Genomic DNA, 13,516 nt, shown 5'->3' on the forward strand with positions numbered 1-13,516 from the left:
ACTCGATACGAGTTCCCCCCGTCCCGCGCTCAGGAGTCCGCATCGGGCCCCGGCCCGGCGCGACGCCCCTGAAAGCGGGCCTCGGCATCCGACCCCATCGGGCGCCCGTGGGAACGAGGAAGGAGAACGTGTCCACACTCCGCGCGGAAAGCGTCTACAAGGTCTTCGGCCGTAAGGCCGGCGAGGCGGTGCGCCGTATGAAGGACGGCGCGTCGGCGGAAGAGGTGCGCGAACTCGGCGCCACGCCCGCGGTCGTCGACGTCACCTTCGACGTCCGGGAGGGCGAGATCTTCGTGGTGATGGGCCTGTCCGGTTCGGGCAAGTCCACGCTGATCCGGATGCTGAACGGCCTGCTGGAGCCCACGTCGGGCCGGATGCTGATCGACGGCACCGACCTCACGCAGCTCTCCGCCAAGGAGCTGCGCGAGGTCCGGCAGAGCAAGGTCAGCATGGTGTTCCAGCACTTCGCCCTGTTCCCTCACCGCACCGTTCTGGAGAATGCCGCCTACGCCCTGGAAGTCCAGGGCGTGTCGAAGGCGGAACGACACGAGAGGGCCGGGAAGTTCCTGAAGACCGTCGGTCTCGGCGGCTGGGAGGACAAGTTCCCGCACGAACTCTCCGGCGGTATGCAACAGCGCGTCGGAATCGCGCGGGCGCTCACGTCCGGCACCGACATCATGCTGATGGACGAGGCGTTCAGCGCTCTCGACCCGCTCATTCGCCGGGAGATGCAGGAGCTTCTGCTCGAGCTCCAGAACGAGCTCGGCAAGACGATCGTGTTCATCACCCACGACCTCAACGAGGCCATGCGCCTCGGCGATCGCATCGCCATGATGCGGGGTGGCCGGATCATGCAGATCGGCACCGCCGAGGAGATTCTCATGGACCCGGCGAACGACTATGTCGCGCAGTTCGTCGCCGACGTGGACCGGTCCCGGGTGCTGACCGCCAGCTCGGTCATGGAGAAGCCGGTCGCCGTGGTGAACCCCGCCAGCGGGCCGCGCGCGGCCGTCCGGGCGATGCGCGAGGCCCAGGTGGCGGGAGCGTTCGTCGTGGGCCGCGACCGCAAGCTGATCGGCGCGGTGTACGCCGAGCGGACGGCCGGAGCCGTCCGGGACGGCGCCACCACGCTGGACGACCTGATCGAGGGCGGCCTGGAGCCCGTTTCGCCGGACACCCCGGTCGCCGAACTGTTCAGCGCGTCCGCCGAGAGCGCCCTGCCGCTGCCCGTCTGCGACGGCGCGGGACGGCTCCTCGGCGTCATCCCCCGCGTGACGCTGCTGGCGGCGCTGGGCCAGGCGAACGGTACGGGCGAGCACCGCATCGTCGAAGCCGAAGCCGAAGCCGAGGTCGCGGCGCGAGCCGGCAGCGGATCCCAAGCCCAAACCGGACCCCAAGCTGGAGCCGGGACGGGGGTGATGGCGGATGCGTAAGCTCCCCGTCGGCGACTGGGCCGACCATGCCGTCAGCTGGCTGACCAAGCACGGCGAGCCGTTCTTCCACGCGATCAACGTGGTGGTCGGCGGGTTCGTCGACCATCTGGAGTCCGCCCTCCAGGGCCCGCCCGCGGTGGCGTTCGCGCTGGTCGTGGCGATGCTCGGGCTCTGGCTCCGGGGTCCGCTGTTCGCGGCGCTGAGCTTCGTCGGGATGATGCTGATCGACGACCTCGGCGAGTGGGGCGCGGCGATGTCCACGCTCGCGCAGGTGCTGGTGGCGTCCGTCGCGGCGCTGATCATCGGCATCCCGGTCGGCATCGCCGCGGCGCGCAGCCCCCGGTTCGCCGCGGTCGTCCGGCCGGTGCTGGACTTCATGCAGACGATGCCGGCGTTCGTGTACCTGCTGCCCGCGGTGTTCTTCTTCGGCATCGGGCAGGTGCCCGGCATCATCGCGACGATGATCTTCTCGCTGCCGCCCGGCGTCCGGCTGACCCAGCTCGGCATCGGCCAGGTGGACAAGGAGATGGTCGAGGCGGCCGACGCGTTCGGCACGCCGCCGGCGCGGACGCTGCTGCGCGTCCAGCTCCCGCTCGCGCTCGGCACGATCATGGCCGGCGTGAACCAGGTGATCATGCTGTCGCTGTCCATGGTGGTCATCTCCGGCATGGTCGGCGCGCAGGGCCTCGGCACCGAGGTGTTCGGCGCGATCACCCAGCTGGACATCGCGGGCGGCGTGGACGCCGGCCTCGCGGTCGTGATCCTCGCGATCACGCTGGACCGGCTGACCGGCGCGCTCGGCGAGCGGCTGAACCCGGTCGCGCGGCACAAGCGGGCCGGGGTCGCCACCGGCGGCTGGGACCTGCTGGTGCACTACCGGCCGCGTCCGGTGTTCGCGCTGTCCGGGCTGCTGGTGCTGGTGCTGCTGGCGACCGGCCTCGGCGTCGCCGGGTCGGACGGCGGCAAGGGCGGTGGCAAGGGCAAGACCCTCACCATCGGCTACATCCCGTGGGACGAGGACGTCGCGATCAGCAACCTGTGGAAGTACCAGCTGGAGCGCAAGGGCTACAAGGTCAAGCTGGAGCAGGTGGACGCGGGTCCGCTGTACGCGGGCGTGGCGAACGGGAACGTGGACCTGTTCCTCGACGCCTGGCTGCCCGCCACGCACGCCGACTACTACAGCAAGTACAAGGACAGGCTCGAGAACCTCGGGGCCTGGTACGACAACGCGTCCATGCAGCTCGCCGTGCTGAAGAACGACCCTGCCAACTCCGTCCAGGACCTGGCGAGCGATCCGGCCCGGTACAAGAACCGCGTCGTCGGCATCGAGCCCAGCGCGGGCGAGATGAAGCTGATGAAGTCGAAGGTGATGCCGCAGTACGGGCTGAACGGGAAGTTCACGCTCGTGCAGAGCAGCACCCCGGCGATGCTGGCCGAGCTGACCCGCGCGAGCGCTTCCAACAGCCCGATCGTGGTGACGCTGTGGAAGCCGCACTGGGCCTACAGCAAGTTCCCGATCAAGCCGCTGGCCGACCCGAAGGGCGGGTTCGGCACCGCGGAGAAGCTGTACATGCTGTCCCGCAAGGGCTTCGGCAAGGACTTCCCGGAGCTGGCCGGCTGGCTGAAGAAGTTCAAGATGACCGACCAGGAGCTGTTCCCGCTGGAAGACCTGATCATGAACAGGTACAAGGGCCACGAGCAGGACGGCGTGAAGGAGTGGGTGAAGTCCCACCCGGACTTCATGGACAAGATCACGTCCTGAGGCCGCTCGGGCCCGCCGGGGTCCGCGCCGAGCGGGGCCGTCCCTTCGGGGACGGCCCCGCTCGGCCTTTCCCGGTGCCCGCTTCAGTCGCCGAAGCTCATGATGGCCATGACGGCGAGCACCCCCGCGCCGGTGCAGCACAGCGTCAGGACGCGCGGATGGCGGCTGTGCGCCTCGGGCAGGATCTCCCCCGCCGCCAGGTACAGCAGGATTCCGGCGAAGAACCCCAGGTAGATGCCGAGGACGGATTTCGGGACGGTCACCAGCAGCGTCAGCGTCGCCCCGACGACCGGCGCCACGGCGTCCAGCACGAGCAGCACCACCGCCGGACGCCGGTCGGCGCGGTTCAGGGACGCGGCGGTGACGGTGTTGAAGCCGTCCGCGAAGTCGTGCGCGATCACCGCGAGCGCCACGAACAGGCCCACGTCGCCGCCCGACTGGTAGCCGAGGCCGATGCTCAGGCCGTCCACCATGCTGTGGCCGACCAGGGCGCAGGCGGCGAGGATCCCGACGCGTCCGCCCGCGCCGCCGCCCGGATGGCCGTGGCCGTGCGGATGCCGGTGCGGCGCGTACTCGCCCTCGTGCGCCTGGTGGATGGCCGAGAGCTGCTCGATCACGTGCAGCAGCAGGAACCCGACGGCGAAGCCGACCATCGGCGCGTCCACCCGCAGCACCCGCAGGGACGACAGGTGCAGCGACTCGGGGAGCAGGTCGAACGCCGCGACGCCGAGGATGAGCCCGCCCGCGAGGCCGAGGACGAGGTGCCGGCGGTCGCGGACGCGCATCGCGACGATCCCGCCGAGGAGGGTCGTCAGCAGGGACACCAGCGCCATCGCGATCGCCATGCGTCCGGTCCTACCAGTGCCGTGGGACGGCGCGGGCGGGAACCGCCTCCGTCCGTCCCCATGATCTCTCAGGGATCTCTTGACCGTCCGGAGAGCACCGGGCGGGCATCCGCCCACGGCCCGCCGGATCCGCCGATTCGGCGGTGGCCGCCCGTATCGGCCCGAGGCGCGGACGGGCCGATACGGGCTCTGCGTCCAACGGTACGGCTCCCCCGCCGGACGCGAAGAACTTTTCACAACACTCAGGTCACAACCGGCCGGAAGCGCCGACCGGCCTGCCGCCGACCCCAAGCACCGACCGGCCCGGGCGCGCCCGCCCGCCCCCGGAACGCCGAGCGGCCCCGCTCCGGAGAACCGGAACGGGGCCGCAGGGAAGAGCCGTCAGGCGGGCGTCACTCGGCCGCGGCCGGGACGGGCTCGCCCTTGACGGAGCGGATGAGCAGCTGGGAGACGTCCACGACCTCCAGCGTCTCCTTCGCCTCGCCCGCGTTCTTCTTCTCGTTGATGGCGTCGCCGAGCATCACGAGGCAGAACGGGCAGGCGGTGGAGACGGTGTCCGGGTCGGTGGTGAGGGCCTCGTCCACGCGCTCGGTGTTGATGCGCTTGCCGATGCGCTCCTCCATCCACATCCGCGCGCCGCCCGCGCCGCAGCAGAAGCCGCGGTCCTTGTGCCGGTGCATCTCCTGCGTCTGGACGCCGGGGACGGTCGCCATGATGTCGCGCGGCTGCTTGTAGACCTTGTTGTGCCGGCCCAGGAAGCAGGGGTCGTGGTAGGTGATCTTCTCCTCGATCGGGGTGACCGGGGTGAGCTTGCCCTCCTCGACCAGGTGCGCGAGCAGCTGGGTGTGGTGGACGACCTCGTAGTTCCCGCCGATCTGCGGGTACTCGTTGGCGAGGGTGTTGAAGCAGTGCGGGCAGGTCGCGACGATCTTCTTGACGCCCGCCTCGTTCAGCGTCTCGACGTTCTGCTGGCCGAGCATCTGGAAGACGAACTCCATGCCCAGGCGGCGCGCCGGGTCGCCGGTGCAGGCCTCCATCGGGCCGAGGACGGCGAACTTGACGCCCGCGATGTGCAGCAGCTCGGCGACGGCCTTGGTGGTCTTCTTGGCCCGGTCCTCCAGGGCGCCCGCGCAGCCGACCCAGAAGAGGTACTCGGCGTCCTCGGGCATCTTCTCCTCGACGACCTCGACCTCGAAGTCCAGCTCCTCGATCCACTCCAGGCGCTTCATCTCGGACATGCCCCAGGGGTTGCCCTTGTTCTCGAGGTTCTTGAGCATGACGCCCGCCTCGCTCGGGAACGAGGACTCGATCATGACCTGGAACCGGCGCATGTCCAGGATGTGGTCGATGTGCTCGATGTCCACCGGGCACTGCTCGACGCACGCGCCGCAGTTGGTGCAGGACCACAGGACGTCGGGGTGGATGACGCCGTTCTCGCCGACGAGCTCCCGGTCCACCTGCATGGCGGCCTTCTGCTCGTCGGTGAACTTCTCGCGCTCCTCCTCGGAGGCGAGCATGTAGGGGGCCTTGGCGAAGGCGTGGTCGCGCAGTTCGAGGACGACCATCTTGGGCGACAGCGGCTTGCCGGTGTTCCAGGCCGGGCACTGCGACTGGCAGCGACCGCACTCGGTGCAGGTCGCCATGTCGAGGTAGCCCTTCCAGGTGAAGTCCTCGATCTTGCCGCGGCCGAAGGTGTCCTCGTCCGGGTCGGCCTCCTCGAAGTCGAGCGGCTTGCCCTTGCTCATCATCGGCTGGGCCGGGCCCAGGCCGTCCGGGCGGCGCTTGAACATGACGTTCAGCGGCGCGATGAAGATGTGCAGGTGCTTGCTGTTGACGACGATGACGAGGAAGACCAGCGCGACGGCGATGTGCAGCAGCAGGCCGACGGCCTCCAGGACGTCCAGGGTGTCGTGCGACACGCCCTTGAACAGCTGGCCGACCGCGTAGGAGAAGTAGGCGCCCTTGCCGTAGGGGAGGTTGCCGTTGGCCCACTCGACGCCGCGGAAGAAGAACATCGTCCAGATCACGTTGAAGATCATGATCAGGATCAGCCACGCGCCGCCGGTGTGCGAGCCCTTGAACCGGGACTTGCGGTCCAGCTTGGCGGGCGAGTTCTTCATCCGGATGATCGCGAAGACGACCAGGCCGATCGCGCAGGCGAGCGCGATGGTGTCCTGGACGAAGCCGATCGGACCCCAGGTCTGCAAGCCGGGGATGTGCTTGTCCAGCCCGAACAGCAGCGCGACCGCCGCCTCCAGGTAGACCGTGATCAGCAGGATGAAGGCCCACATGACGGCCGCGTGCGCCGCGCCCGCCACGGTCCACTTGAGCAGCTTGCGCTGCCCCATGACCTCGACGACCTGGCCCTCGACGTCACCCTTCCTGTCCCGCTTGACGGTCAGGACGCGGTCGGGGTCGGGCTGGCCGCTCTGGAACCACTTCCACAGGAACAGCACTCGCCGGCCGGCGAGCGCCAACGCGACCGCCGTGCCGACGAGCCCGATTATCAACGTCGTGGCATAGAGCACTGTTCCGTCCTCCTGGGTACGGGGCGTTGGCTGTCAGCGTAAGGGCTCGCGACATACCGCACTTCATCCGGGTCCCGAATACTACTCGGCAGTAGCTTACGCGAGACAGCCGCGTCGCCCGGACACGGACCGTCACCGTCCGCGAGATTGTTATCTATCCCGCCGGAGGCCGATGATTCCGCGCGGCGCGCCCGGTCCACCCCTGGGAAGCATCCGGAGAACAAGGAGCACCAGATGGCCGCCGAGTTCGACTTCGAGCCCGCCGCACGCCGCCTCGCCGGCGTGCTCGCCGCGATCCCCGACGACGCGATGGACGCGCCGACCCCGTGCGCGGACACCTCCGTCGCCGGCCTGCTCGACCACGTCAACGGCTTCACGCACACGTTCGCGCAGGTGGCGCGCAAGGCGGTCGCGCCCGGCTCGTCCCGGCCCGCCCGGACGGACGCCGGGAACCTCCCCGCCGACTGGCGCGAACGCATCGACGCGCAGCTCAAGGAGCTCGTCGAGGCGTGGCGCGAGCCGTCCGCCTGGGAGGGCGTGGGCGAGGCGGGCGGGGTCACGCTGCCCGCCGCCGCCCTCGCCCGGGTCGCGCTGGACGAGCTGATCGTGCACGGCTGGGACCTGGCCCGCGCGACCGGGCAGCCCTACGACGTCCCGGCGGACGAGGCCGAGATCTGCATCACCCTGTTCGAGTCGCTGCCCGCGCCGTCCGACGACGGCCCGCGCCCGCCGGACGGCGCGTTCGGCCCGCCCGTCCGGGTCGCGGACGACGCCCCCGCCCTGGACCGCCTGATCGCCCGCACCGGCCGCAACCCCGCCTGGACGCCGTAGCGTCCCGAACGGAAGCGGGGTCAGGCGACGCGTTCGAAGACGGCGGCGAGGCCCTGGCCGCCGCCGATGCACATGGTCTCCAGGCCGTAGCGGGCCTCGCGGCGGTGCATCTCGCGCGCCAGCGTGGCGAGGATGCGCGCGCCGGTCGCGCCGACGGGGTGGCCCAGGGAGATGCCGGAGCCGTTGACGTTCGTGCGGTCCCAGTCGGCGTCCTTGAAGCCCCACTCGCGGGTGACGGCGAGGACCTGGGCGGCGAACGCCTCGTTCAGCTCGATGAGGTCGATGTCGGCGAGGGTGAGGTTCGCGCGCTCCAGCGCCTTGGCGGTCGCGGGAACGGGGCCGATGCCCATCGTCCGGGGCGGGACCCCCGCGCGCGCCCACGAGACGAGCCGGACGAGCGGCCGCAGCCCGAGCTCGGCGGCGCGTTCGGGCGTGGTGACGACGCACGCGGCGGCCGCGTCGTTCTGCCCGGACGCGTTCCCGGCGGTCACGGTCGCCTCGGGGTCGGACTTGAGCAGGACGGGCCGCAGCTTCGCGAGGCTCTCGACGGTCGTGCCGGGGCGCGGGTGCTCGTCGGTGTCCACGACGACGTCGCCCTTGCGGGACGGGACCGTCACCGGGACGATCTCGTCGGCGAAGCGGCCCTCGGTCTGCGCCGCGACGGCGCGCTCGTGTGACCGGACGGCCAGCTCGTCCTGTTCCGCGCGTCCGATCCCGTACTCGCGGCGCAGGTTCTCGGCGGTCTCCAGCATCCCGCCGGGCACGGGGTGGTGGACGCCGCCCGCCGTCGTCCGCCCGCGGGCGAGGGCGTCGTGGAGTTCGAGGGACGGCGTGCGCACGCCCCACCGCGCGGACGTCGTGTAGAACGGCGCGTTGCTCATCGACTCGGTGCCGCCCGCGACGATCACGTCGGCGACGCCGGTCCGGATCTGCATCGCCGCGTCGAGGACGGCCTGGAGGCCCGAGCCGCAGCGCCGGTCCACCTGGCTGCCGCCGACCGTGACCGGCAGGCCCGCGTCGAGGGCGGCGACGCGTCCGATGGCGGGGGCGTCGGCGTTCGGGTTGCACCAGCCGAGGATCACCTCGTCCACGGCGTCGCCGGGCAGGCCGGTGCGGTCGAGCAGCGCGCGGATCACGGTGGCGGCCAGGTCGACCGGGGCGACCGCCTTCAGCGCGCCGCCGAACCGGCCGATCGGGGTCCGCAGGGGTTCGCAGATCACGGCTTCGCGCATGGACGGCTCCTCGGCGGACGAGACAGACGGGACTGGCTCTTGGCAGGGTATGCCGGACACGGGCGGGATCGGCGGAGACGTTTCCGTCCAACGGAGTTTAGAATTTCGTTCTAGAACGAGCCGAGGAGGCCGCGAGTGGAGCGCTGGGCGGAACGGGCGACGACGGTCCGGGTGGTCGGCACCGGGATCATGGGACGCGGGATCGCGCAGGTCGCGGCGGCCGCGGGCCTGACGGTGCAGCTCGCCGACGCGCGTCCCGAGGCCGTGGACGAGGCGGTCGGCCAGATCGGCGCGATGTTCGGCAAGCTCGTCGCGAAGGGCCGCATGTCCGCCGACGACGCGGCGGCGGCCGAGGCCCGGCTCGTCCCGGTGGACGGTCCGCTCGCCGACGGCACGGGCGTCGATCTGGTGATCGAGGCCGTCCGCGAGGAGATCGGCACCAAGCGCGAGCTGTTCGCCGGGCTCGAGCGGGTCTGCCCCGACTCGACGGTCTTCGCCACCAACACCAGCTCGCTGTCGGTCACCGAGATCGGCGCGGGCATGTCCGACCCGTCCCGGCTCGCCGGGCTGCACTTCTTCAACCCGGTGCCGCTGATGAAGCTCGCCGAGGTGATCGCGGGCGCGCGCACGGCCGGCTGGATCCCGGACGCGCTGACCGACCTCGTCCGGCGGTTCGGGCACTCGCCCGTCCGCGCGCCCGACACGCCCGGCTTCCTGGTCAACCACGCCGGGCGCGGCCTCGGCACCGAGGCGCTCCAGATCGTCGCCGAGGGGACGGCCCGCCCGGTGGACGTGGACCGCATCGCCCGCGACGTCCTCGGCCTGAAGATGGGCCCGTTCGAGCTGATGGACCTCACCGGCCTGGACGTCTCGCACCCCGTCATGGAGACGATCTGGGAGGGCTTCCACTACGACGACCGGCTGCGGCCGTCCTACCTGACGCGCGCCCGCTACCAGGCGGGCCTGTTCGGACGGAAGGTCGGCGCCGGCTGGTACGAGTACGTGGACGGCGTGAAGCAGGAACCCGCCGAGGCGCCGGTCCCGGCGGACCTCGAAGGCGCGCCGCGGCCGTTCTGGATCACCGGCCCGGCCCCGGACGCGGGCCGCCTCGCCGCCGTCCTGGAGAAGGCCGGCGTCCCGGTCGAGCGCGGGCCGTTCCCGTCCGAGGCGGCGGTCGTGCTGGACACCGACGGCGTGGTCTTCCCGCACGAGAACAGCCTGGACCCGCGCCGCACGGTCGCGGTCGACCCGGTCGGCGGGTTCGAGCGCCGCCTCGTCCTGACCGTCCACCCCGGCCTGGACGCGGCGGCCGGCAGAGCGGCGCTCGCGGGCCTCGCCGCGACCGGGCTGCCGGTGACCGTGGTCGGCGACGCGCCCGTCCCGGTCTCCGAGCGGCTCCTCGCGTCGATCGTGAACGTGGCGTGCGAGATCGCGCAGCGGGGGCTCGCCTCCCCCGCCGACATCGACACCGCCGTCCGGCTCGGGCTCGGCTACCCGTTCGGCCCGCTGGAGTGGGGCGACCGGATGGGCGGCGAGCGCCTTCTCAGCGCGCTCTCCGCGATGTTCGCCGGGACCGGGGACCCGCGCTACCGGCCGAGCCGCTGGCTCGCCCACCGCGTCGCGCTCGGCATGCCCCTGACCGAGCGCGGCACGTCCCCGGCCGACTTCCTCCGGAGCTCCGGCTCCTAGTTCTTCGGTGCCAGTTCTTCGGCGCTGGTTCTTCGGTGCTGGTTCTTCGGTGCTAGTCCTTCAGCGGCGGGCCGTCGTACTTCGGCGCGGGGTAGTCCGGCACGCTGTCGGTCCAGCCGTAGGAACGGACCGTGCTGGAGTGCATGACATAGCCGGGCTTCTTGCCCGGCCACGCCGAGCTGGGCCCGGCCAGGACGGACTGGGAGGCGAGCAGGCGCCCGGTCCGGGTGTCGATGATCAGCCGGTCGTCGGTGACCATGTCGCCGCCGCCGCTGCGCAGGGAGAAGGCGGTCCCCGGCCGGTTCAGCGGGTCGGTGACCGTCCCCTCCGCCCGCAGCTCCGGATCCTCGGCCAGGAGCCGGAACACCGCGCCGCGCACCCCCGGCCCGACGGGACCCGTCAGGATCGGCCCGGCGTTGGCGAACAGCCACTCGGTCAGGTCCGCCCCCGGCCACTGCTTGTCCAGCAGGCGCTTCAGCGCGGTCTTCAGCGCGCCGGGATCGGCCGGAAGGTCACGCATGTCCGCGTTCACCTTCGCGCCCTCGGGGGTGGAGCCGCCCGAGGCGGTCCGGAACAGGGTGCCGGGGGCGAGCATCGCCTTCGTCCAGGTGAAGGTGTCCAACTGCTGCGAGCGCGCCCCCTTCTCGTCGGTGGTCCCGGCGAAACGCTTGGACACCATGCGCTCGGTGAGCCAGGCCTCCCTGTTCGGCCCGGCGTCGTAGTAGCCCCTCCGCCGGGAGAAGTCGTACAGCTTGCCCTCCTCGACGAGCCGTCCCGACTCCTCGAACTGCACCTGCCAGTAGCGGCCGGTGCGCTGCGCCGGCTCGTGGTCGGCGCTCTCCGCGGCGGCCAGCATGAGCCGGGCGGCGGACTGCGGAGCGGCGTGCCGGTCGGGCGCGCGGGGCGTCGTCCCGGACGACAGCAGGACCGCGCCCGCGACGGCCGCCGCGGCACCCGCCAGCCCGAACCCGCCGAACAGCGCGAAGCGCGGCCGGGCGGACAGGCGGCGCCGCGGCGTCCGCGCACCCTGGGATGCGATCTCCCGGGTCAGCTTGCGGCGACCGTCCTGGCCGCCGTGCGCGGACGGTTCCTCGTCCAGCAGGGAGGCGATCATCTGGAGCTCGTCCATGGTCACTGTCCTTCCGTGGTGGGGAGCGCGGCGCGCAGCTTCCCGCGCGCCCGGTTCAGGCGGGAGCCGACCGTCCCGACGGGGATGCCGAGCGCGGCGGCTATCTCGGCGTGGCCGAGGTCGGTGAGCGCGACGAGCAGGACCACGTCGCGTTCCTTGGCCGACAGCCTCCGGAGCGCGGCGGCCAGGCGGGGCTGGACCAGCCGCGCGTCCACCGCCGAAGTCACGTCCTCCTCCGGCCCGTCGTCCGGACGGCCCGGACCGAGCTTCGCGAGCGTCCGGTAGCGGCGCTCCTCGACCCTCCGGTGCTCGCCGATCAGCCGGGTGGCGATGCCGAACAGCCAGGCGCGGACGACGCCGCGCTCGGGGTCGAAGTCGGCGCGCCGCCGGAACGCCGTCAGGAAGGTCTCGGCCGCGACGTCGTCGGCGGCCTCGGCGCCGAGCCGGGCGGCGACGTAGCGGCGGACCGAGTCCGCGTGCCGGTCGTACACCTCGGTGAACCGGTCCGGCTCGGTGAGGGACCCGACGACATCCCTCGCATCGGACCTCGCGTCGCGCTGCGCAGCGGAGCTCATGTCGTGCTGCGCGTCGAACCTCGCGCCGCACCCCGTGTCGCGCCCCGAGTCGGAGTTTGTGGCGGATTCTGCTTCGGAGCTCGGGTCGGACGCCGCCGCGACGGGTCCTGCGCCGGAGCTCGGATCGGACCGCGAATCGTTGACTGCCGGTGGGGCGGTCATGGCATGGGGATCCTTCCGGTCGGTGTCACCCGTACTCCGTAAGTCGCGGCGACCACCTTCGGTGAGGATTCAGGGTTTTCTCGACCGAACACGAAAGAACGCCCGTCCCCGCGTCACGCGGACGCAGGGGACGGGCGGTTCCGGAAGCCTCAGAAGGGCAGCCCTGCCGGGGGATTCGGCTTCGCGTCCGTCCAGCCGGACGACCGGACGGCGAAGTAGTCGATCACCGCGCCGGGCTTGAGCGCGGCGTAGGGGCCGCCGGGCCGCACGAGCACGGTCATCGTGGCCAGCAGCTCCCCGGTGTCCGGATTGAACACCAGCTCCCTGCGCTCGGTGAACGTGCCCTGCTCCTGTTTCGGCGCGCCGTACTCGGCGGTGCGGGTGACCGTTTCGGGCTGCGCGGCCAGGGCGATGCCCGTGCGCCGGAGCGGATCGGTGACCCGCTGGACGGTCTCGATGCCGGGCTGCTTGGCGAGGGCGCGCATCAGCCCCGCGCGGGTCTTCGGCGACAGCGGCATGTTCTTGAGCGCCCGGCCCGCCGTCGCGAGCTTCCGGGCGGGCGTCAGGCGGCCCGTGCCCGGCGCGTACCGGACCTTCGGGTCGTCCACGAAGAAGATCTTGGCGAGGGCGTCCGGGGCGTGGGGCAGCGCGGCCACCTGCTCGGCGGTCATCGTGGACCTGCGTCCGGCGGGATCGGCGGACGTGCCGGGGAACGTGCCGCCCTGCTCGCCCGCCGAGTCATCGCTCCACGGCGTCGTCCTGGTGGCCGAGTAGGTGAAGTAGTGGTCGTTCGACCAGACCCGGAAGGACGTCGGCGACCCGGCCCGCTTCCAGGCGGCGTCGTCCTGCGCCGCCGCCGGACGGGCGGGCAGCTCGCGGCTGAGGAAACCCTCGCCGCCCTTCGGCCGGGCGCTGGTGAAGTGGAAGCTCTCGGTCTGCGCGCCGAAGATCGTGTACGACGCGCCGGACGCGGGCCGCAGCACATAGATCGTCCCCGAGACCTCGTCCACGTGCCAGAACTTCCCGGACGGCAACAGGTCCGCCTTGGCCGCCACCTGGAGGAAGCCGCCGTCCGCCGGAGCGCCGGCGCCACCGGGCGCGCGCGGCGTCGCCGTCCCGGACGAGACGAGCACCGCGACGGCGGCGGTGGCGCCCGCGAGCGTCAGGCCGAGGCCGCTGAACAGCGCGAACTTCGGCACCGGAAACCTGCGGCGGCGGACGGGCGCGGAGCCGTCCACCTCGGCCAGCAGGCGCGCGCGCCCGGCGGCGAAGCTCTCCTCTCCGGGATCGGCGGCGAGCGGTCTGATGAGGGCGTCGATCTCGTCCATGA

10 protein-coding genes are annotated in these 13,516 nt (G+C 71.9%); 4 read left to right on the top strand and 6 right to left on the bottom strand.

The genetic code is table 11. The annotated features are described in order from the left end of the window. Positions 1-128 precede the first annotated feature (128 nt). Entirely contained in the window at positions 129-1,433 is a 1,305-nt protein-coding gene (locus tag ACFPCY_RS34350; RefSeq protein WP_378262319.1) for a quaternary amine ABC transporter ATP-binding protein, read from the top strand. Continuing rightward, positions 1,426-3,195, top strand: a complete 1,770-nt coding sequence (locus tag ACFPCY_RS34355; protein ID WP_378262321.1) for an ABC transporter permease/substrate binding protein — start codon at positions 1,426-1,428, stop codon at positions 3,193-3,195. Before ACFPCY_RS34350 ends, ACFPCY_RS34355 begins: the two co-directional genes overlap by 8 nt. 83 nt (positions 3,196-3,278) lie before the next feature. Here the strand turns inward: ACFPCY_RS34355 and ACFPCY_RS34360 are convergent, their stop codons facing one another. Then, positions 3,279-4,040 carry a ZIP family metal transporter gene (locus tag ACFPCY_RS34360; RefSeq protein ID WP_378262323.1) on the bottom strand — a complete coding sequence of 254 codons (762 nt, stop codon included), beginning with the start codon at positions 4,038-4,040 and terminating at the stop codon, positions 3,279-3,281. Positions 4,041-4,432: 392 nt separating this feature from the next. Then, complete coding sequence (locus ACFPCY_RS34365) at positions 4,433-6,568, bottom strand: (Fe-S)-binding protein (RefSeq protein ID WP_378262325.1); 2,136 nt, start codon at positions 6,566-6,568, stop codon at positions 4,433-4,435. A gap of 234 nt (positions 6,569-6,802) precedes the next feature. Between ACFPCY_RS34365 and ACFPCY_RS34370 the strand changes: the two genes are divergently transcribed. Then, positions 6,803-7,399 carry a TIGR03086 family metal-binding protein gene (locus ACFPCY_RS34370; RefSeq protein WP_378262327.1) on the top strand — a complete coding sequence of 199 codons (597 nt, stop codon included), beginning with the start codon at positions 6,803-6,805 and terminating at the stop codon, positions 7,397-7,399. Between the two features lie 20 nt (positions 7,400-7,419). Here the strand turns inward: ACFPCY_RS34370 and ACFPCY_RS34375 are convergent, their stop codons facing one another. Next, entirely contained in the window at positions 7,420-8,631 is a 1,212-nt protein-coding gene (locus ACFPCY_RS34375; RefSeq protein ID WP_378262329.1) for an acetyl-CoA C-acetyltransferase, read from the bottom strand. A gap of 135 nt (positions 8,632-8,766) precedes the next feature. Between ACFPCY_RS34375 and ACFPCY_RS34380 the strand changes: the two genes are divergently transcribed. Continuing rightward, a complete protein-coding gene (locus ACFPCY_RS34380) occupies positions 8,767-10,320 on the top strand; it encodes a 3-hydroxyacyl-CoA dehydrogenase (protein ID WP_378262331.1) in 1,554 nt (517 codons plus the stop codon). A 52-nt stretch (positions 10,321-10,372) separates the two neighbouring features. On the opposite strand, the gene ACFPCY_RS34385 is transcribed toward ACFPCY_RS34380, so the two are convergent. The 3 genes from ACFPCY_RS34385 to ACFPCY_RS34395 all read right to left on the bottom strand — a co-directional run bounded on the left by ACFPCY_RS34385 (position 10,373) and on the right by ACFPCY_RS34395 (position 13,514). Beyond that, on the bottom strand, positions 10,373-11,449 hold the full coding sequence (locus ACFPCY_RS34385) for a CU044_5270 family protein (protein WP_378262333.1): 1,077 nt from the start codon (positions 11,447-11,449) through the stop codon (positions 10,373-10,375). Between the two features lie 2 nt (positions 11,450-11,451). Continuing rightward, positions 11,452-12,024: an RNA polymerase sigma factor gene (locus ACFPCY_RS34390; protein WP_378262335.1), complete on the bottom strand. Its 573-nt coding sequence runs from the start codon at positions 12,022-12,024 to the stop codon at positions 11,452-11,454. A gap of 311 nt (positions 12,025-12,335) precedes the next feature. Then, positions 12,336-13,514: a hypothetical protein gene (locus tag ACFPCY_RS34395; protein WP_378262337.1), complete on the bottom strand. Its 1,179-nt coding sequence runs from the start codon at positions 13,512-13,514 to the stop codon at positions 12,336-12,338. Positions 13,515-13,516: the final 2 nt, after the last annotated feature.

The organism is Actinomadura gamaensis, from assembly GCF_042652125.1.
Lineage (GTDB): Bacteria > Actinomycetota > Actinomycetes > Streptosporangiales > Streptosporangiaceae > Spirillospora > Spirillospora gamaensis.